At 64.3% G+C, this 22,915-nt stretch carries 2 protein-coding genes; both read right to left on the bottom strand.

Annotation, left to right across the window (positions count from 1 at the left end; translation table 11 throughout):
• Positions 1 to 6 precede the first annotated feature (6 nt).
• On the bottom strand, positions 7 to 19,569 hold the full coding sequence (locus tag LJX92_RS09275; protein WP_228309635.1) for an SDR family NAD(P)-dependent oxidoreductase: 19,563 nt from the start codon (positions 19,567 to 19,569) through the stop codon (positions 7 to 9).
• Complete coding sequence (gene fabD / locus LJX92_RS09270) at positions 19,566 to 22,898, bottom strand: ACP S-malonyltransferase (protein WP_187432748.1); 3,333 nt, start codon at positions 22,896 to 22,898, stop codon at positions 19,566 to 19,568. The genes LJX92_RS09275 and fabD overlap by 4 nt, the downstream gene beginning before the upstream one ends.
• Between the last annotated feature and the right edge of the window lie 17 nt (positions 22,899 to 22,915).

Raw genomic sequence — 22,915 nt, 5'->3', positions numbered from 1 at the left:
GATCGGTCATTGGGTGGCGGCCTCGTTCCGGCTTTGCAGGAATTCGGCCAGGGCACGAATGGTGGCGTGCTGTACCAGCCAGCGCGGCTCCACCAGCCAACCCAAGGCCCGACTCAATGCCGAAGACACCTGCATGGCGCCCACCGAGTCCATGCCATACCGGGAAAACGCGGTGTCCAGGTCAGGCTCATCAACCACCAGCACCCGCTCAATCACTTCGCGCACTTGCTCAAGCAGTGCACCCGCGCCGACCGTTGCCGGCCGGGGTGCGCTGGGGAAGAACAAGCGGTCGAGACGGTCAATGGTCGCCTCATCCAGAGCGTCGAGTTCAAAGCGGCTGAGCACTTTGCACCATTGCGCGGCATCCGGCGTCGCCCCGGCCTCGCACGCCTGTTCCCAGGCGTGCAGTTGGGCGTGCAAGCCGATGGCATCGCCAGCCGGCGGCACACTCGACGCGGGTAAAGGTTCGATGCCCAGACCGCGACAGGCCAGGGCCGGATCGAGCACTTTCATCGCGCCGACCACACCCGGTTCGGCGCCGGTATGCAGGTACTCGAACGCCGACTGCATGTCGATCAGCCCTAACCCAAGGGCCTGCAAATGCGCCGGGCGATTGGCCGGCATGTATCGATCCACGCACCAGGCACCCCAGGTGCAAGCACTCGATACGCCATGACGCTTGCCCTGGCGCTCAAGCGTCTGACGGTAGCGCACGAAAGCATTCTGGAACGCGGCGGCATACCCGTAATCGGCTGAACCACGGATGCCATAGGCCGCCATGGACGAAAACACGGTGAAAAACGCCAGGGGTTGATCGGCAGTGGCCAGATCCAGGTTTATCGTGCCCTTGACCTTGGCCCCAATCGAGCGTTCGAACGCCTCCCACTGCTTGGCCACAATCAAGCCGTCATCCACTAGCCGCGCCAAGTGAATCACACCCTGCAAAGGCCCGGCCGCCTGCACGCGACGCTCGACCACCTGTTGCAGCGCCGGCAGGTCAGTGATGTCGACGCTGCTGTAATCGACCGTGGCGCCCAATGCGCGCAGCACATCGCAGCGAGCCTGTTGCTCGGCGTTCGGCGCCGAGCGCGAGACGATGCTCAGGCGCGCCTGGAAGGTGCCCGCCAGTTCCTGGCACAACAACTCGCCCACCGGCCCCAGCCCGCCCACTACCAGGTAATGGCCATCGCGGCGAAAGCGCGGGGCTTGCGCCTCAGCCGCCTCACGCTGAACCAATAGCCGGCGCAAACGCTGGGTACCCTGGTACTTGACCACGGCTGGCGCACTGCCCTGACGGTCGGCAGCCAGCCATTCACGCACAATCAGCTGTAAATCGCTGGCGGGGCCGGCCACGGCGTCACATTCCAATAACGTCCAGCCGTGCCGAGCATTCTCCAGGCTCGCGGAAGCCGCAAAACCGCTGATTGCCTGGGCGTCACAGTCGCTGCCGGAACCGCTTGCGCGATACACGTGGAAGCACTCCACGGCATGCTCCCAATCGGTCGCCATCAGATGCCGGCTGACCTCCAACACTTGCTTGATCGCGTCCAACCCTCCGGGTGGCGACGCCCTCCCGTCGCTGGAGTTCTCACCGATGAAGAAGATCACCTCGGGTAACGCCCCCCGAGCCGGCAGTGCATCCGGCAGCAGGCGCTGGACGGACGGCGGCGGGCTCCCTGCCTGCGCCCACAGCGTGCAGAGCAGTTGGCTGAAGGCATCGAAACGCGCTTGTTCACGGGTGACCACCGCCACGCGCGCGCCAGACCTGGCCTTGATGCTTGCTGCCCAGTCAAAGTTGCTTGGCAGGTCGTGAGCCCGCCATTGCTCCGCGCAGAACAACCACTGGCCCGCCACCTCCTCTGCCGGTACCGCCGTCGGCTCCTCGACCTCGGGCGCCGATACCCAATAGGACTGACGCAAGAACGGATAGGTTGGCAACGGCACGCGACGCCGCTCATCGGCCATGAACAGGCTGGAATAATCCAGCTCATACCCTTGTACAAACGCTTGCGCCAGGGAGGTCAATGCCTCGCCACGTGTCGATTGATCGCGATTGCCCATCAGACGAATCAGGCACTCGCGGGCCGCCTGCAGCACCTCCTGTTGTTCAACGAAACGGCGTACGTCCCAATGCCCGCTGTGCACCGTCGCCTCGTCGCGCCCCTGCAACCAGCCTTCAAGACTTTGCTGCAATTGCCCGGCGTCATGGGTGACCATGGCCAGGCGCCATTCGTGGTGCTTGCGCCCCGCCATCAGCGTATAGGCCATCGCTGCCATGTCCAACCGTTGCACGGCCACACAGTGGGCAGCCAGATTGCTCGCCTGCTCGCGCAATTGCTGCGCGGAGCGCGCCGACAGCACTACCAGCCAGGGCCCGGCCCCGGACGCGCCGCGCTGTTGTGGAAGCGGCGCCTGCTCCATCACCAGGTGAGCGTTGGTACCGCTGAACCCGAAGGAGCTGACCGAGGCACGCCGTGGCACACCGTCGAGTGTGGCCCAGGGACGCAGTTGATCCGGCACATAAAAGGGGCTGCCCTGAACGGCGATGGCCGCATTGGCCTGGGTGAAACCCGCTGCCGGAGGCAACTGGCCGTGGCGCAGCGCCAGCGCCACCTTCAGCACACCGGCGACTCCGGCCGCAGTCACACAATGCCCAAGGTTGGATTTGATCGACCCCAGGGCACAGTAGCCTGCCTGCTGCCCAGGTCGGGCGAACGCTCGCGTCAAGCCTTCGAATTCGATCGGGTCGCCCAGCGGTGTACCCGTCCCATGGGCCTCCACCATCGAAATCGTACCCGGCTCAATCGCGAAGTCACGGTGCACCTGGCGAATCAGCCGCTCCTGGGATTGCGCGCTCGGCGCAGTGATGCCATTGCTGGCGCCATCCTGGTTACTGCCAATACCACTGATCACGCCATGAATATAATCGCCATCCGCCTGCGCCTGGCGAAGGCGCTTGAGGATCAGCACACCGACGCCTTCGGCGGGGACGAAACCGTCGGCACGCGCATCGAACGCGTGACAATGCCCGCTGGGCGAGAGCATGCCGGCGGTTTGCGCCGCCTGATAAAACCCGGCGGTTGACTGCACGAACACACCGCCGGCCAGGGCCATGCCGATCTCCTCGGTCCAGAGCGCCTGGCATGCCAGGTGGATCGCGACGAGCGAACTGGAACAGGCGGTATCCACGGCAATGGCCGGGCCCTGTAAATCCAGATGGTAGGCGATACGTGCAGGAATGATCGAGCTGGCGTTGCCCCAGAAGGCTTGCGCGGGCGCAGCTTCAGCGAACAGGCTGCGATAGTCGCTGGCACTGGCGCCTACATAAACCCCCACCGGTTGCCCCTCAGTCGCCTGCCCTACGTAGCCGGCATCTTCCAGTGCCGTCCAGGCCTGCTCGAGGAACAGCCGCTGCTGCGGATCCATGCAAGTGGCTTCAAGGCCAGAGATGTTAAAGAACGACGCGTCGAACTCATCGATCCGGGATAACAGGCCACCGCGCTGGCACAGGCCCTTTCCTGACACATCGGCTTGGGAGCTGCGCAGGTCCCAGCGCTCGACCGGGGTGGTCAGGTCGCGGCCTTGGGCCAGATGTTCCCATAATTGATCGAGGGATTCGGCGCCGGGAAAGCGGCCGCTCATACCAATGATTGCAATGGGTTCTCGCACGAAGGACTCGGGCGACTGAACCCTTGGCGCCGGGGCGGCGGCAGGCGAGGACGCCGTCGGCACTGCAACGGCCAAGGGCGCGACCGGTGCGGCTGCCGCACGTGTCACCGCGGGCTGCGGTAAGTGCGCGCCATGTTGCTCGACAATATGCCGGGCCAGACGCGTGGCGGTAGAAAAGTCGAAGAGTGCCGTAGTGCCCAGGTCGATGCCCAGGCGCTCATTCAATACCCGTACCAGGTTGACGCCGGTGATCGAGTCAAGCCCGTAATCGGAGAATGACTCCTGTGGATCGATCACCTCCAGGGCGACCTTCAATGCCTTGGCCACACTGGCCATGACTTCCTGGCGCACCTGGGTAAATTGATCGGCGGCCGGTACCGGTGCCGCCACGCCGTGTTGCGGCGCAGCAGCAGGCTGGGCGGCCAAAGCCACCTTCGGCGCCGCTGGTTGGCTGACACGCCGAGGCACCTGCACGACCCCGTTGCTGCGCGCCATCACCACTTGCTGGCCCAGCCCATGAAACGCCTGGCACGGGAACATCACCCCGCGATAACCCGCCTCTTCCAGCACCTGTTGCCAGCGCTCACTGGACAAGCCCGGCGTACCCGGCAGCCGCAACGCCTCGTCGCGATAACGCCACCAGCCCTCCAGCAGGCCGAAGGTCAGGTGACTGAACAGTGACGCCTGGCTCAGCTCGTTCAACAACAACCAGCCATCCGTCTTCAGCGCTGCCTTGGCGTGCTCGACCACTTGGCGAATATCGGCGGTGGCATGCAGGACATTGGTCGCGATCACCACATCATAGCTGCCCAGTTCCAGGCCCTGCTGCACCAGGTCTTTCTCCACATCCAGGATGCGGTAATCCAGGTAAGACCGCCCCTCGCCATAAGCCGTCTGGGCGTGCATCAAAAACGCCCGCGACAGGTCGGTGTAGGCGTACTGCCCCACCTCGACACCCAAGCTATCCAGGCCCTGCAGCACCCTTGCACTAGTGCCGCCGGTGCCGGCGCCGATCTCAAGGATGCGCACCGGTGCCGCCCCGGCCTGGTGACCGGCGCGGACCCGCGCCAGCACCGCCTGGGTGATCACCTCGTTGAAATAGTCGGACACCGCATTGTGCTTGTAGATGCCCTCGACCCGCGCCATGGAACCCTCGGGGAACATCACCTCGGTCGCACGCAGGTGCCCACTCAGCACCGCAGGCAAGGCGCGCAGGCAGGCGTCAACCAACTGCGCCTGGGCACGCCGGTCGGCGTCGCCCTCGGCCTCGCGCAATGCACTGTCCCAGGCGGCCCAGGCACTCTCGGCGGCCACCACGCGCTGCACGCGCCAAGTGTCGCCATCAGTGGCCAGCCAGCCCTCATCGGCCAGCCAGCGCAGGCTGTGGGCCAGCCAACGAGGATCGACACCTACCGTCCCGCTGGAGCATTCCTGCAAGCGTTGATACAGGGCTTGGGTGGTCTGCGGTGTGGGTTGGTCGAACAGCCCGGCTGCCTGCAATTGCACCAAAAGTACCTGGCATTGCGGCAGTCGTTCGCGCTGTGCGTCGCGGCGGTATTTGTCTTGCAAGGCCGCAGCGTGCGCACCATCGGCAGCTACCCACTGCGCCACATCAGCCTCAATGTGCAAAGGCCCGTTGGCTACCATTGCCTGGCTGACCCACTGATCGGCCTCGGCATTGCCGTCCAGGGTGATCGGCCGCAACGTCTTGATGAATGCCATCTGGTCCAGTGGGCTGGCCAGCAACGTGCGCACCGCCTGCATGGCCTCACGCGGCTCGATGGAGCCAATGCCTTCACGCTCCATGCGTTGCCGGTAGGCCGCTGACGACACCACGCCGATGCTCCCCCAATAGCCCCAGTTCAACGTTTTGACCGGTACCGACCCGCTGCTTCCCCAGCGCCGCGCCAGGGCATCTTTGAACACGCACCCCATCGCGTAGTTGGCTTGCCCGGCATTACGCGTGAAGGCGATCAAGGACGAAAAGAACAACACGAAATCCAGTGCCTGGCCACCGAACACCTGGGCCATGCGCACACTGATATCGACTTTGGCCTGCAAGCTGCGCCGCAGTTGGTCTTCGCTCATATTCGCCAGGCTGCGGTCGTCCAGCACGATGGCTGAATGCACCAGGCCATCGATACGGCCGAAGCGGCTCAGGATCTGCTCGCAGGCTTGTTGCAACTGCCCGGCATCTGTGGCGTCGACGCTCATGTAAAACGGACGTGGGCCGTGCAGCGCGACCTGATCAAGGGCTGCCTGAATGGAAGCATCCAATGCCCGGCGCCCCAACCAGACCACCTGGGCGGCGTGCTCGCGAGCCACGCTTTCGGTCCACACCTGGCCGATGCCGCCACTGCCGCCAATCACCACATACACGCCGTTGCTGCGATAAGCCGGCTGCGCGGACGCCTGCGGCCGATGAAGCAGCAACTGCCGGCCCTCCCAGACGCCATCGCGCAGGCGCCGCGAGGTATGCGCAGGGTCAACGGGCATCACCGCCAAATGTGTGGGGGCCAGACGCTCCTGATGCGCCAGATCTACGGCCTGTACCGTCCAATGCGGCATCTCCTTGGCGAGACTGCCCGCCAGGCCGTGGACGGCGGCGTGTACGGGTTGGGCGTCATGGGGCGTCCAAGCGTCGCGAGTCACCACCACATAATGCAGCGCACGCTTGTCAAACCCGCAACGCAGCAACGCTTGCACGATACGCAGCTGCTCCAGGGCGCACGCGTGCTGTTCATCGATCAGGCATTCATCGCCCGCGTGCCGGGCGGCACTCGGTGGGATGACTAGCACCAGGCGGTCGAAGGCCGGCAACCCCTGGAACCGCGTCACCCACTGCTCGACACTGTCCGAGGGTACCGACGCACAACTGAGCAACGGCCCCTGCGCGCCCTCCAGGCTGCGCAGTTGCGAAGCATCGGCACCGATGACCAGTGTGGCCGTCGGCGAGGCAGTGACGGCCTGCATGGCCAACGGGCTCCACTGCGGCACCAGTAGCACCTCGCCAGCCGGCAGCCCGACCTCTTCGTCCCCCTCGACAAGCCCCCCATTACCGGGCGGCGCCCACTGTCGAACCTTCAGGCCGCGCAGGCTGGCGCACAACCAGCCGAGCTCATCGAACAACTCAAGGTCATAACTCTCGCGCTGTGGGTCGCGGTTAACCTGTACCCACATGCGCGGTTCACACGCAGCAAACACCTGCAACTGGTCCAGGGCGAAAGGCACTTGCAGTCGTGCGCTTTCGTCGCTCAATACGCGCGTCGCTTGCAGCGCCGCATCCAACATTGACGGGTGCAGGCCGTAACTCGCCTCGAACGGCTGCGCTGCAGGCCACTCGATCAGGGCCAGGGCGTGCCCGTCGCCGACATACACCGCGCTGAGGCAACGGTGCGTTGCGCCATAATCGATGCCCAGGCCTGCATAGGCGTCGTAGAGCTGTCCGGGGTTACGCTCATGGAAGTCGGCGCTGCTGCGTAGCCGCGCGAGCAAGGCGGGTAGGTCCACCTGGGGACGGGTCGGCATGGGCACCTGTTCAATGACACCTCGTACGTTGAGCGCCTGTGCCTGGGCGCCGCTCGTGGCGATCTCAAAACGCACACGTGCGGTGTCATCGGGAAACAGGCGTACCCGCAGTTGTGCATCGCCGTCTTCCAGCACCAGGGGTGCCAACCACACCACATCGCTCAGGCGCACCAAGGCGCCCTGCTGGTCAGGCGTGGCCACCGCTACTGCTGCTTTTCGCGCCAGTTCCAGAAACGCGGAGCCCGCCATCATGGCCTTGCCTTGGACGTGATGATCGGCGAGAAAGCTGTCTCGCCCACTGACCTGGCAGGTAAAGCCCAGGCCCGTCAGGTCGGAACAGTTGAGCACGCTGAGCGGTGCCGCTTGCACACCGGGGCTGCGAGGGCTCTGCTGGCCGATATCGGAATTGATCCCCGTGTACCAAAAGCGTTCGCGGGCAAACGGATAGCCTGGCAAGGAAATGATCCTGCCCCAGCGTCCGGGCAACAGCGCCTGCCAGTCGATATCGCCGCCGCTGACCCACAGTGCCAACAGTTTGTCCTGCTGCCCGGTGGCCGCCCATTGCGCAACCATGGCCGACAGATCGTCTTCGCCCAACAGCCGAACCAGCGGGTTCTCATCCTGCCGGGCCGACCCGACCTGCACACGCCCGGATGTCAGCGCCCCTTGCAGATACTCGCGCAAACACGCCTGCACATCGTCGATAGAATGTGCCAGGAACCCCAGCCGCGCGTTGTGCGCTTCTCGACCGGTTTGCAGGGTATAGGCCAGGTCGTGCAGGGACAGGTCGTGCGCTTCTGGCGCGGCGCAAAATGTCAGGAGGCGCCGGGCCGAGGCTTGCAGGCGCTCGGCGTTGGCGCCGCTCAACAGAACGGCCACCGGCAGTGGCTGCCGGCTTTGCGACTCAGGCTGCGTCGGCGCCAGGTATTCCTCGATGATCAAGTGTGCATTCGAACCGCCGGCGCCGAAGGACGATAACCCGGCCAGGCGTGGGCGCTCCTCGGTGACGCCCTCTACGCGGCGCACCCGTCGCGGCCAGGGCGCCAAGTGGCGCTGGACTACGAAGGGTGACTGGGCAAAATCGATGGCCGGGTTGAGTACCTCACTGTGCAGCGAAGGCACCAACTGGCCCTTTTGCATTTGCAACAGGACTTTGGTCAGGCCGGCGATGCCGGCAGCGCTTTCGCAATGACCGAGGTTGGATTTGACCGAGCCCAACGCGCAGAACGCTGTCTGGTCGGTGTAGTGCCGGTAAGCCTTGGCCAGGCCCGCCAGTTCGATAGGATCGCCCAGGGCCGTACCAGTCCCATGGGCCTCGACATAGCCCACATCGGCGGCGTCTACGCCGGCGGCGGCCAACGCCTGGGTGATCACATCGGCTTGGGCATTGGGGTTGGGTACGGTGAATCCATTGGCCTTGCCACCATGGTTAATCTGGCTGCCACGTATCACGCCGTAGATACGATCGCCATCGGCCACCGCCTGGCTCAAGGACTTGAGCAAGACCGCACCGACCCCCTCGGCCGGCACATACCCATCGCCGCCCTCACCGAAACTCTGGCAGCGCCCCTGGCTGGAGGCAAAATTCCCCTGGGCCAGGCCCAAGTATTTGTTGGGGTGCACGCTGACGTTGACGCCGCCTGCCAGTGCCACGTCGCAGTCACCGCTGCGAATGCCCTGGCACGCCAGATGGATCGCCGTCAGCGACGCCGAACACATCGAATCCACAGCCAGGCTGGGACCACTGAGCCCGAGGCTCCAGGACACCCGGTTGGCGATCGACGCACTGCTGCCGGACAACGCCATAGGGCGCCCCAGCAAGGTTTGCTCGGCACCGAACAGTTGGTACTCCTGGTACATGACCCCTACATAGACACCGGTGCGCCGCAATGCACCGGGGCTACGCAGGCCCAAGGCCATGCCGGCATCCTCAAAGGTCGCGTAGGCGCACTCCAGGAACACACGCTCCTGAGGGTCCATGTATTCGGCGTCGTGGGGTGAGATGTTGAAAAACAGCGGGTCGAACTTGTCCACGTCATCCAGGAAGCCTCCCCACCGACTCAGGGTCTTACCGCCGGGCAAGCGTCCCGGTTGCGCCAGGTCGCCCAGGCTCCAACGTTCGGCCGGCACTTCAGTGACACAATCGACACCCTCGGCCAGGTTACGCCAGAATGCCTGCAAGTCCTCAGCCTTGGGGTAGCGGCCGCTGAGGCCGACAATGGCGATCGGCTGCGCGAGCGAGGCGTCCGGCAGTGCGTTCACGGGCGCCACGGGCGTCGACTCGGCGACCGTAGGAGCCGGAGCCACGGGCCCACTACCGGCCAGTTCGCCGAGCCGCTCGGCATGCCTGCGCGTAAAGTAATCGGCCAGCTCTTTGATCGAGCTGTGTTCAAAGAACAAGGTCTTGGATAAGGAGCCAAAGGACTTTTCCAACTCGGCGGTCATCTGGATGACCATCAGCGAGTCAATGCCGTAGTGTTCGAAATGCCGGTCATCCTGGAGCTGGGCCGGGCTGACCCGAGTCACGGTCACCAACACGGTCCTGAGCAGTCCGATAATGAAATCCCTGGCGTGTCGGGTCTGGCTGTCGTCGCGTGTATCCATGGCGGGAGTCTTCTCCGTCAAATCGGTAAGAGGCAGCTGCACGATATGGTCGAGCAAAGCCTGGAGGCATTCGCAGCGCAAAAGGCGGGCGCCCTGCCCTGCCAGGTCACGTGTCTCGCTCAGGCGCTGCACCAGGGCCTGGCGCATAGGCAGGTCGAAGCCGTAATCGGCAAACGGCTGCTGCAGGTCAATGTCAGCTACGGGCACGCCGGTCAGCGCTGCCACGTTGGCCAGCAGCCACTGCTCGAGCGGCTCGACACGATGCGTCGTCGGCGTCAGCAGACGCCGCACACTCGATGCAACGCCGTAGTGCACCAGCGTGTTCGCCTGGCGGTGCTTGAACGCCTGATAAAGCGCGTGCAACCCGGCGTCGCGTGGCATAGGCAGAAGGCCCCAGGCCTGCTTGAGCAAGCCCAGGGACAACGCATCGATACGCATGCCGCCGTCGGCCCAATATCCCCAATCCACAGCCATGCTCAGGCCGTGTCGCAGGCCCTGCTCGGCTTGACGTTGGCGCGCGCGCACGACCCCATCCATAAAGCAGTTGGCCGCTGCGTAGTCGGCTTGACCGACATTGCCCAACTGCGCGCTGATGGACGAAGACACCAGGAAGAAATCGAGCGCCACCTCAGCGGTGGCCGCATCGAGGTTCAACACGCCCTGGACCTTGGGCGCAAACACCTCGCGCACGTCTTCGGCGGTCTTTTGCAACAGGTAAGCGTCGCGTGTCACCCCCGCGTTATGCACCACGCCATCCAGCCGCCCATAACGCTCAAGGATCCGTTCGACCAGGGCCTGGGTGGCCAGCCGATCGCTGACCTCCAGGGTGACCACTTCGACCCGCGCCCCACGCTCACGCAAGCGATTGAATGCGGGGTGTAAGTGCGCCAAGCCCTCTAGCGTTGTTGGCCGATGCGTGGCCAGCACCAGGGTCGCCCCGGGTGCATGGCGGAAAATCTCTTCGGCCAGCACCTGGCCCATGCCGCCTGCGCCCCCGGTAATCAAATAGACCCCGGTCGCCTTCCAGGGCACAACACCGGGGCCGCTCGGCAACTGGCGCCAGACAAAGCTCTGCCACTGCCCGTCACACCAGCGTAAGCGTGGATCGCCCAGGGCCAGCGCCTGATTCACGACATTCACAAGCGACGCCGATGGCGCCTGGATCTCCACCAGCAGGCACTGGACCGTCAGCGCCGGGTTCTCCAATGCCGCCGTTTCGAGAATAGCCGCCAGGCCTTCGAAAAGTGCCCAAGGCCCATGTGGCTCCACCAGCAGTTGCACGTGCAACGGCCGGCCGTCAGCCTTGCGCAGGTGCGCCTGCAAGTGTGTGATCAACGAAATCGCGGCCTGGGTATAGCCCTCGCCCACAGGCCATTCACTCTCCACCAGCGAATGCCAGGGCAAGCCGTGCAGCGCCTGCTCCATCAGCAGTCGCTGCGGCGCGGCGGCCACCATCAACAGGCGCTCTCCAACAGAATCAGGTAACGCCATGGTGGCCTCGCGAGGCTGCCAGTCCCCCGTCCACAGGGTGCTCTCCCCGGCATCCAGCGAAGTACCGCCGGGATGCTGCGGTGGCGGTAGGGCGCGAAAACTCAACCCCTGCAATTGCGCACAGATCGTGCCGTTGGCATCGGCCAGTTGAATATCCACGGCCGGAACGCTCGCCCAACCTGCCGCCTGGCGGCGCACTGCATACGCCCATACCGGTTCAGCGGCACTGAACACATCCAGGCGCTCCAGGGAAAACGGCACCAGCGCCCGCGGCTCCGGCCAATCGCGCGCCAGCCAGTGGGCGGCGGCCTGCAGCGCCGAATCAGTCAGGCCTGGTTCGAGCAGCCAGCCGGTGTTGGGGGTCGCACCGGGGTTGCGCGCCAAGCGCACCAACAGTTGCTGCGGATGGTCGATATCGGCGCTGGCGGCGTACTCCACCAGGCAGCGAAAATTCACCCCGTAATCCACCCCCAGGCCAGTGAAGTGCCGGTAACAGTCATGTGCTGAATGAGGTGCCGTTCGGCAGGCCTCACGCAGGGCGGCCAGATCAAGCGCAGCGGGTGCGGTGGCCGGCGCAGCGTAGTGGCCGGCGCAGTGCACCTGCGCAGGGTGCCCGGAGTGGACCTCAACACCGCCAAGCCCTGTGTGTCGGCTCTGAACATCGAGTGTCACCCGTACCTCGACGGGCTCCGAGACCACGCGCAAGGGTGCCTGCCATACCAGGTTGATCAGGCTCAGTGGTGTCAAAGGTGTATGTGCAGCACGTGCAAGGGCGAGCACCTCCAGAAAAGCCACCCCGGGCACCACCGGCTCGCCGTTGATGCGGTGTTGATCAAGGAAGTATTCGTCACCCTCCAGGCGCAAGACCATGGCCGCCCCGTCATTGGGCATCATGGCGGCCGACAGCGGATGGGTAGCCTTGTCCTGGGCGGGCATCGCCTCCACTACCCAATAACGCTCCCGAGCAAAGGGGTAGCCCGGCAGGGGCATGCGCTGGCAATCCAGGGCGTCGAACAGCGGTGCGAAGTCCACTGCCTGGCCGGCTGCCCAGGCATCGGCAAATACAGCCAACTGCTGCAAGTAGTACAGAGACTGACCCGTGGCGCGAGCAGACAAGCCTTGCAATCGGCGCTGGTGTGCTTCGGCCAGATCGGCCGTGTCAGCCGGCATGCCTCTGCGCAGCGCAGCGATCAATTCGGCGCGGTCCGCGACCACAACATGGAAACGCTGCTCGAAACGCTGGCGCCCGGTGAGCAGGCTGTAGCTCATGTCTACGACTGCGAATGACGCGTCCCGCTCACATAACGCCAACAGGTCCGCCATGCGCTGGTGCAGTTGTTCGCGGGTGCGTGCATCGAGCACGATCAGTACCGCCGGCACCAGACTGGCCTGGTGGACGCGCAGGGGTGGCTGCTCCAGGACCATATGGGCATTGGTGCCGCTGAACCCGAAAGAACTGATCGCGGCGCGGCGCGGGGCCCCGTCAATCGCGGGCCAATCGCCCAGGTGCTGATTGAGGAAAAAGGGGCTGTCGGCGAAATCGATGGCCGGGTTGGTGTGTTGGAAATGCAAGGACGGCGGCAGTTGCCGATGCCGCATCGCCAACAGGACCTTGAACAGTCCTGCCATGGCGGCGGCGGTGGCGGCGTGCCCCATGTTCGACTTCACCGAACCGATCGCGCAGTAACCCTTGCGCTGGGTGTAACGGGAGAACGCCCCCTTGAGCGCCTGGAATTCGATCGGGTCACCCAGGCGCGTCCCGGTGCCATGGGCTTCGACCAACTGCACGGTGGCCGGGTCAATGCCATAGCGTGCATAGACCGACTCATGCAGACGCTGCTGGGACAACGCGCTCGGTGCAGTAATGCCATTGCTGGCGCCGTCCTGATTGATACCTGAACCGCGGATCAACCCATGGATGTGATCGCGATCAGCCAGGGCATCGGCGAGGCGTTTGAGCACCACCGCGCCTGCCCCTTCGCCAGGGACGAAGCCGTCCGCCCGGCTGTCGAAGGTATGGCAGGCGCCAGTGAGCGACAACATGCTTGCCCGGTTGGCCTTTTGGTAAAACGCAGGTGTGGACTGAATGAAAACCCCACCCGCCAAGGCCACCTTTGTATCGCCGGCAAGCAGGCTCTGGCAGGCCATGTGGATGGCCACCAGCGCGCTGGAGCAAGCGGTATCGACGGTGATGGCCGGCCCTTGCAAGTCCAGGTAGTAGGCTATGCGTGCCGGCACGATCGAGGGGGCATTGCCCCAGAACGACTGGGGTGGCGGCATGTCATCGAACAGCTGGTCATAGTCGCCCTGTTCGCACCCGACGTAGACACTCACCTCGGCGCGGCGCTGTTCGCCCAGGCACCCGGCATCGGCCAGCGCGTTCCAGGCTTCCTGCAGGAACAGACGTTGCTGAGGGTCCATATAGGTCGCCTCAAGAGGCGAAATATTGAAAAACAGTGGATCAAACTCATCGATCCTCTCAATGAAGCCACCGCGGTCGCAGCCCTGGTCTGCGCCGGCATAGCAATGCCGAGGGTCCCAACGTTGCACGGTACTGACCAGGTCGGCACCAGCCGCCAGGTGCTCCCAGAAGGCATCCAGATCTCGGGACTGCGGGAACCGCCCACTGATACCGACAATGGCAATGGCTTGGTCATCAACCGCTGGCTGTGCCGGCTCGCCAGTCGGCGGGGTTACCGGCAAGGCGTCCGTAGGCTCGGTTGCAGGCGTTGCGAACTGCGGGTATTGGCCCAGCATGTAGTCGACGAGCCGGTTGATACTCGGGTAATCGAAGAGGCACGTCGTGTGCAGGTCAATTGCCAGGCGTGCATTCAGCTGGCGAACCAGCGCCACGCCAGTGATTGAGTCCACGCCGTAATCGGCGAACGGTTCATCGTCGCGAATGTCGCCCAGTTCAAATTGCAGGCTGCTGGCGACCAATTCGCGTACCGATGCCAGCAGCAGGGGCCGCCCATCCTCGGCGCGCCTGGCAGGCGCTGACACTGGCGCGTGACTCTCGGCCGAAGGTGCAGGTGCAGGCGTTGCCTGCGGTTCCCGGGCATGGCGCACCACTCCATCACTGCGCGCCATCACCACTTGCTGTCCCAGCCCATGAAACGCCTGGCACGGGAACATCACCCCGCGATAACCCGCCTCTTCCAGCACCTGCTGCCAGCGCTCACTGGACAAGCCCGGCGTACCCGGCAGCCGCAACGCCTCGTCGCGATAACGCCACCAGCCCTCCAGCAGGCCGAAGGTCAGGTGACTGAACAGTGACGCCTGGCTCAGCTCATTCAACAACAACCAGCCATCCGTCTTCAGCGCTGCCTTGGCGTGCTCGACCACTTGGCGAATATCGGCGGTGGCGTGCAGGACATTGGTCGCGATCACCACATCATAGCTGCCCAGTTCCAGGCCCTGCTGCACCAGGTCTTTCTCCACATCCAGGATGCGGTAATCCAGGTAAGACCGCCCCTCGCCATAAGCCGTCTGGGCGTGCATCAAAAACGCCCGCGACAGGTCGGTGTAGGCGTACTGCCCCACCTCGACACCCAAGCTATCCAGGCCCTGCAGCACCCTTGCACTAGTGCCGCCGGTGCCGGCGCCGATCTCAAGGATGCGCACCGGTGCCGCCCCGGCCTGGTGACCGGCGCGGACCCGCGCCAGCACCGCCTGGGTGATCACCTCGTTGAAATAGTCGGACACCGCATTGTGCTTGTAGATGCCCTCGACCCGCGCCATGGAACCCTCGGGGAACATCACCTCGGTCGCACGCAGGCGCCCACTCAGCACCGCAGGCAAGGCGCGTAGGCAGGCGTCAACCAACTGCGCCTGGGCACGCCGGTCGGCGTCGCCCTCGGCCTCGCGCAACGCACTGTCCCAGGCGGCCCAGGCACTCTCGGCGGCCACCACGCGCTGCACGCGCCAAGTGTCGCCATCAGTGGCCAGCCAGCCCTCATCGGCCAGCCAGCGCAGGCTGTGGGCCAGCCAACGAGGATCGACACCTACCGTCCCGCTGGAGCGTTCCTGTAAGCGTTGATACAGGGCTTGGGTGGTCTGCGGTGTGGGTTGGTCGAACAGCCCGGCTGCCTGCAATTGCACCAACAGCACCTGGCACAATAGTGTCTGCAAAGGCTCCAGCATCAGCCCGCCACGCAATTGCAGCGAGCCACGACCTTCGACGGCCATGGCAAACAGCGCGAGCATGTTTGCCATCCGTTGTGTTTCGCAAGGCATCACGCTGATCAGTTGCCGCGGGCATTCCAATGCCAGCGGCGTGCGTGCCTCCCGCCCCGTCCCTGCAACGCGCAGCCATGGCCGGGACAACGCCAGGTCAACCACCTCCATTGCCGCCGACAAACCGATCAAGCCGGCGCCTGTTTTCTCACGTAGCACTTGCAGCGCAGGCGAACCGGCCAATGCGCCTGCGTCCGCCCAGTAACCCCAGTCGATAACGGCGACCGCACAAGGCAAGTGCTGCGCCAAATAGCCGCCCAGTTCATCGATGAAACAGCACCCGGCTGCATAGTTGCTCTGATTGGGCGATCGCTCGAAGGCATTGATCGAGGAGAAAAACACCAGGAAATCCAAGGGCGGTCGTTGCAGCGCCTGCTCCAGCGCCGCGCCGGTAGCGACCTTTGCCGCCAGCACCTGGCTGAACTCGTCGCGGCTCATACGTTGAACACTCTTGCCCCGCATGACCATGGCTGCATGGATCACGCCATGCACCTGGGCGTGCTGGCCGTGCACCCAGTCCAGAGCCTCGCGCAACGCTTGCGGATCGCCCGCATCGGCAGGCAGGTAAATCGGGGCCGGCCCTTCACTCGCCAGACGCTCGATGTCGGCGCGGATGTTTTCGTCCAGAGGTCGCCGGCCTATCCAGTACACCTGAGCCTGGTAATCGACGATCAGGCGTCGCGTCCAGGCCACACCGATCCCGCCGGCACCACCGATGATGATGTAGCACCCACCCTTTCGGTAGACCGGAGGCGCCGCGCAATAATTGACCTCCCGCAGCACCTGGCAATACCACTGACCTTCGCGCCACGCCCCGCTCGCGCCTACCGGCAGGGCAGCCAGTGGCGCAAGCGACGGTGAAGCCGCCATCGGCGCCAGGGGCAGGTCCACCACGCGGACCTTCCACGTTGGGCACTCGTTCGCCAGCGTGCCCGCCAGACCGTGCACGGGCGCATGCGTGGGGTCATGGCGCTCGCCCGGCAGCACCTGCAGTGCCTGGCGAGTCACCACCAGCAACTCCAGCGGGTGCTCGCGCACCTTCAGCATCAACAGCCCCTGGCACAGCGCGAACAGCGCCATTACCCCGTGTTCCTGCGCAGCAGTGGCAGCCTGCGCAGACCAGGCTTCGCCGCTCGGGATCGGGGCCAGCCAGATCAGGCGTTCGAAAGCGCCGGCATTGCCGAGCGCGTCCCGCCATTGCTCTGCCGACCAATCCGATTGGCCTGCCAGCACGCTGGCCTGGGTGCTGCCAGCTGACCAGGCCTGTGCCTGTGCCGGGTCGGCGCTGATAATCAACGTGCGGCGCTGTGCCTCTGCATGCCCTTCTTCAACAGGGTGCAGCACACGCCATTCGACGCTGTGGACCTTGGCCTTGGGCGATTGCTCTTGTTGGACTGGGGCGGCCTTGAGTACAAAATCTTTGGCCGTGGCGCAAACGCGTCCGTCCTCGGCGATCCATTCAATATTGAATCGGCACTGCTGTGCGCCCGTCGTGGCAGCGCTGACATGCACCCAGTAGCGCTCAGGCAACGGAGCCGACAGCTGCAACTGGCCGACCGAAAATCCCAGCCTGGCTTGCTCACCGGATTGACGTATGGCCAAAAGCACCGCTGCTTGAAAAGCCGCATCGACAGCGGCGGGAGAAAACGGCAGGTCATCGGCCGCACCCGCAGGCACCACGACCAACGCCAGCAACGATTGATCACCTTGCAGGTGGCTGTCCTGCAACACCCGGTATGTTGGCCCATATGCCATGCCGACGTTGCGTAATTGCTCATACAGCACCTCCCGCGTCAGCCAGGCGTCAGGGTGAGCCCGCCTCAACGCATGCACGTCACGCCGCACCTCATCAGTCTGGCCGGGCGCCAGTGTGCCGCTGCACAACGGATGCACCAGGCCCTCGACGCGCACCTCGAAATCGGTTGCCCCGGCGCTTGCTGGTCGCAGGCTCACACGCAGCAGCGCACCCTGTAGCGGCACGTCCAGGGCCTGCAGCCACGCCACCTGGCTGGCGCACCAGCCCCCCGCCGGCAGCGCCCCCCAGGCGCGAGCCGCGACCGCCAGCGTCACAGCCCCGGCGACCCGATGCTGGTCGGCAATCACATGGTCACCAATCGACGGGTCATGCCGTTGCAGGCGGTACTCCAGCAGATCGGTCGGCGCGGTCGGCAACCAGAAGCGGTCACGGGCGAACGGGTAACTCGGCAGGCCCAGGTGGTGGCGCGTCTGGTCACTGAACAGCACGCTGAACTTCACCGGCACCGCGCAGCAATAATGCTCGGCCAGCGTTTGCAGGTGGGCCAGGTAGGCCGACGGCTCGTGTGCCAGCGTCGGCAGTGCCTTGATCAGGCGTGCGGCATCAAGTTGGCGCACCGCTGCGCCCTCCTCGTCCATCTCAGGTGCCTGGACCTCGGCCTGCGAGGCAGCCAGTAGTTGAGCAGTCAGCGTGTCGCGATCACTGACCACCCAGGCCTGCCGGCAGGCCAGGTGTTCGCGGCCGGTGAGCAATGCCTGGCTGAGTTGCGCCAGGCTGGCAGATGCGCCGGCACCCTGCAGCCAGTCATGCAACGCGCTGCATTGGCGGCGCAAGCTGGCCGGTGTCTTGGCCGATAATGCGATGAGCCAGCCGGGACGGGCCGCCACGTCGACCTCGGCACACGCGGGCGGTTGTTCCAGGATAAGGTGACCGTTGGTCCCCCCGAATCCGAAGGAACTGACCCCTGCCCTGCGTACCCCTGACGCTGGTTCCCAAGGCTGCAGGCGGGTCACCGGGTAGAAGGGACTGCCTTGCAGGTCGATCCGCGAACTGAGTGCAGAAAAATGGCAAAGGGGAGCCAGTTGCCCGGCCTTGAACGAGAGCAAGACCTTGATCACCCCCGCGACGCCCGCCGCCGCCTCCAAATGGCCGATATTGGATTTGGCCGAGCCCACCCCACAGGTCTGCGGTTCGCTTGCCTGCGGGCAAAATGCCTGGCGCAGGCCTTGGATCTCGATAGGGTCACCCTTGGGGGTGCCGGTGCCATGGGCTTCGATATAACTGACACTCGACGCCGGAATGTGCGCATCCCCAAGCGCCTGCTCTATCACCTGCGCCTGTGCCGCAGAGCTGGGGTAGGTCAGCGTATGGGTCTTGCCACAGTGATTGACTGCGCTGCCCTTGATCACGCCGTGGATCGGATCACCGTCCGCCAGCGCCTTGGCCAGGGGCTTGAGCAGCAGCAAACCGGCGCCCTCGCTGCGCACATATCCGTCCGCCGCTTCATCAAAACTCTTGCAGGCCCCCGTGGGGGACAACATGCCGGTTTTCGCAAACGCGATATGCCGGGTTGGTGTCAGCAGCAGGTTGACCCCGCCAGCCAGGGCCAGCTCGGTTTCACCCAGGCGCAGTGACTGCACGGCATGATGGATGGCACTCAGCGAACCGGAACAGGCGGTGTCCACCAGCACGCTGGGGCCGTGAAGGTCGTAGAAGTGCGAAATACGGTTGGCAATCACGGCCGCTGCGTTGCCCGTGGAGTGATGGGCATCGATGGGCAACCCGGCGCTTTCCAGCAGTTGCTTGTAGTCATAATTGAACGCGGCAACGAACACCCCGGTGCGCGAGCCGGCCAGCGCGGACGGCACCACGCCTGCGTCTTCAAGGCAGGCCCAGCTCAGCTCCAGCATGATGCGTTGCTGGGGGTCCATGATCCGCGCACTGGCAGGCGCGATGCCGAAGAAGCGTGCGTCGAACGCATCGACCGCATCGATGCACCCGGCGTGACGTGCGTGACTTCTATCGTCTTCACTCGTGGGGTCGCCCCAGAATGCTCGCCAATCCCAACGGCTCGCCGGAATCTCCGTGACGCTGTCCCGCGCGTTCGCCAGGTTCTCCCAAAACTGCTGGTAGTCGCCCGCGCCCGGTACCCGGCAGGCCATCCCGATGATCGCGATATCACCGGGGTGACGATGCTTGGCGGCCTCCGCGGCATCGCCGACGCCTCCCTCAGTGTGCGTGTGCCCGGCCAGACGACGAATCAAGGATGACAGTCGATTCTTCATGTCCGCACACTCCCGGCCATGCGTAAGGGGGCGCCCTCGTAGGCGGGCCGCCCCTCCGTCTGCGCCGGCGCTGCGGGCGTCAGCATGGCGCGCAAGCGGGTGTTCAAATAAGCGGCGGCGGCGTTCATCAGCCGCTCGGCCACGAGGTCGACGTGCCGGTTGCGCCAGTCCTCCAGGTCGGTACCCTTGACCCATTGGTTAAACGCGCCCATCGAGGGCCCGCAATGCACCTGGTAATCAACGCGCTGCGCCTCGCTGCCAGTCATGGCCAAGCGTGTGCTGTGAATGAAATACCAGCGGAACACCAGCGCCATTTTGTGCTTGGGGTTGCTAAGAGCCTTGTCGATTTCCTGCGGCGCAACCTTGCTGTAGTAGGCACGCGTTTCTTCGAAGACTTCATCAAAGCTACGCTTGAAGAAACTGTCCTGAATCTGCCGGGCGGTCTTTTCATCCAGCTCGTCCAATGAGTCGTAACGACGCCACAGGTCGTAGAGTTTGTTGGCCCGTGCCGGGAAAAACACCCCGCGCTTGAGTACCTGTACCCTGGCACCCAGTTCGAACATGTCACCGGCAGGCGCGTAATCGGTGTCCTGCACGTTGATGTCCTGCAGCAGAGTCTTCACCACATCGCTGGTACCGGCCTCGGGCGTGCATTGGTTGATCGAACCGGTCACCACAAAGTCGGCCCCCAGCATGAAGGCCGCCGCCACAGACTCGGGTGAGCCGATGCCGCCTGCGGCCCCCACCCGTACCCGTTCGGTATACCCGGCAGCCTGGCATAGGCTGTCACGCAAACGGATGATCGTCGGCAGCAAGACCACGGTGACGCCCATGTCGGTATGCCCACCGGAATCGGCCTCTACGACCAGATCGTCCGCCATCGGCACCGACTGCGCCCACTGCGCCTGCTCGGGCGTCACCAGCCCTTGCGCAAGCAGCTTTTCCACCACCCGCGCAGGTGCCGGATCAAGAAACTGCTGGGCCACCTCCGGCCGCGAGACTTTGGCGACGATCCGGTGGCGCGCCTCGATCCGGTCACCCACCTTGATCAGGCCGCGCAACCGGTACAGCGCCAGCGCCGGGGTGATTTGCATGAAGGCCGCGGCTTCTATCACCGTAACGCCTTTACGCATGAACAACTCGACCAGCTCGATTTCCTTGTGGGGGTTGGACAGGTTGCAGACCAGGTTCATGCCGAAAGCGCGCGGTTGGGTGCGTTGAGCGATTTCGACAATGGCCTGTTCGACCGCTGCGGTACTCAAGCCGCCCGCGCCGAAGAACGCCAGATACCCTGAGTTGACAAGCTTGACCACCAGTTCCACCGACGCGATGCCCTTGTACATGCCACCGGCCATATAGGCATACCGCAGGTTGTAGGCCTGGCGGAATGCGGCGCTCCCCAACCCCTCGGCTGTCAGCGCCAGGCCCGGCACGCCGTCGTCATGCCGCGCAGCCAAAGGCAGCGGTGCAACCACGGCAGATGCCACGACTGGCTGGGCTGGCGAACGGTTTTTTTCGATTTTCGCTTGCAGATTGGTCAATACATTGCCGGGGCCGATCTCCTTGAACTGGGTGATGCCGGCCTGCAGTAAATACTCGATGCTTTCGACCCACTGCACCGATGACGTCATTTGCCGCGCCAACTGGCTGGCGATAGCTTCCTGCTCATAAGGGCGTGCGTCGACATTGGCGATCACCGGCAGCGTCAGGGGCTTGAAGGTCACACGGGCCAGCTCAGCCGCAAACGCTTCTTGGGCGCCACGCATGTAGCGGGAGTGGAAAGGCGCGCTGACATTCAACGCGACACAAATACCCGAGGCGTCTTCAATCTGCGTACGCACGCTTTCCAGTGCGTCGAGCGGTCCGGCCAATACGGTCTGTTGCGGGGCATTGAAGTTGGCGAAATCCAGCTGTGTACTCCCAGCCTGGCGCAACACCTGTTTGATCGTCGCAAGATCCAGATTCAGCACAGCCGACATGCCGCCCCCGGTGGCCTCGGACATGAGTTCGCCGCGCCGCTTGACCAGGCGCAATCCGGTTTCGAAGTCATAGGCGCCGGCGGCAAACAAAGCGCAGAACTCGCCGAGGCTGTGCCCGAGCACATAGTCAGGGGGCGCGGCATCGCCAGCCTGAGCAAGGTACGACAGTACATTGACCACATACAGGGCAGGTTGGGTGAAGCGGGTCTGTCCAAGTTCGTTGCGCGGATCGTTTTCGCACAGCTCACGGATCGAGTAGCCCAGCACGCGATCGGCACAGGCCGTCAGTTCGGCAAAGCGTTCGAACAAGCCCTCACCCATTCCGCGAAACTGCGAGCCTTGCCCGGGAAACATGTACACCGTTTTGCTTTGTTTCATAGCCATGATCTCCGCGCTGACAACGCGCTGTGCCGAAGAAGTGATGCGCCGCTCGAAGGAGCGTGCCGAGGTATCGAAGGGACTCAGAATGAGGCTGTCGGTGGATGCCGAGTGGGCACTGCGACAGCGTTTGGCGAAATTGGCCATCGACCCGGACGGGCCGGCGTCGAGGTATTCATGGGGGCCCAGGCCTTCAAGGTATTCAATGGCGGGGGCCAACTGCAGTGTCGAGCGCACCACATGCCACAGGTGCTCGGGGGCGAACTGGCTGACGGGGCCGCCAAGGGTTGACGAGACATAGCCCATCCGCGGTGTGCGCAGTTGCAATGCCTGGCTGGTTTGAATGAATGCGTCGCGCAATGGATCCATGTGCGAAGAATGAAATGGGCGGTTCACATCAAGCCTCTGAAACACCACGTTGCGCCGCGCCAACTGCATTTGCGCCGCAGCCAATGCAGAGACTGTCCCGCTGATGACCAGATGTTGCGGATAGTTGATCGCCGCCAGCTCAACCTCGATGCCGTCGGCCTGCAATTGCTCGAACACGGCGATATCGGCCAGTACGGCGGTCATCCCTCCCGCCGGGCAATGCTCATGGAATAATCGAGCCTGACGAACCACAAAGCCCAACGCCTGCTCGGCGTCAAGCGCACCACTCACAGCCGCCGCAGCCACTTCTCCCAGGCTGGAGCCGAGTACATGGTCGGGGTATACACCGTGCTCGATCAGCGACTGCGCCAACGCATACTCGACCATGAAGATGGCCGGGTGCGTCACCAGAATGTCGTCCAGCGCCGCTGCCTGGGGCTGGTCGCCATACAACCCATCCAGCACCGAATACCCGCCGGTTTGTCGCACGACCTCATCCAGCGCGCGCATGTGCCGGCCAAACCCGGCGTGCCGCTCATACAGCGCCCGCCCCATGTGACGGTATTGCGACCCCTGTCCTGAAAACATAAAAACAATGGACACGCTGGTTTCTCCTATGA

Source organism: Pseudomonas sp. HN8-3 (genome assembly GCF_020790195.1).
Classification (GTDB): domain Bacteria; phylum Pseudomonadota; class Gammaproteobacteria; order Pseudomonadales; family Pseudomonadaceae; genus Aquipseudomonas; species Aquipseudomonas synxantha_A.
This window is presented reverse-complemented; position numbering and strand designations above follow the sequence as displayed.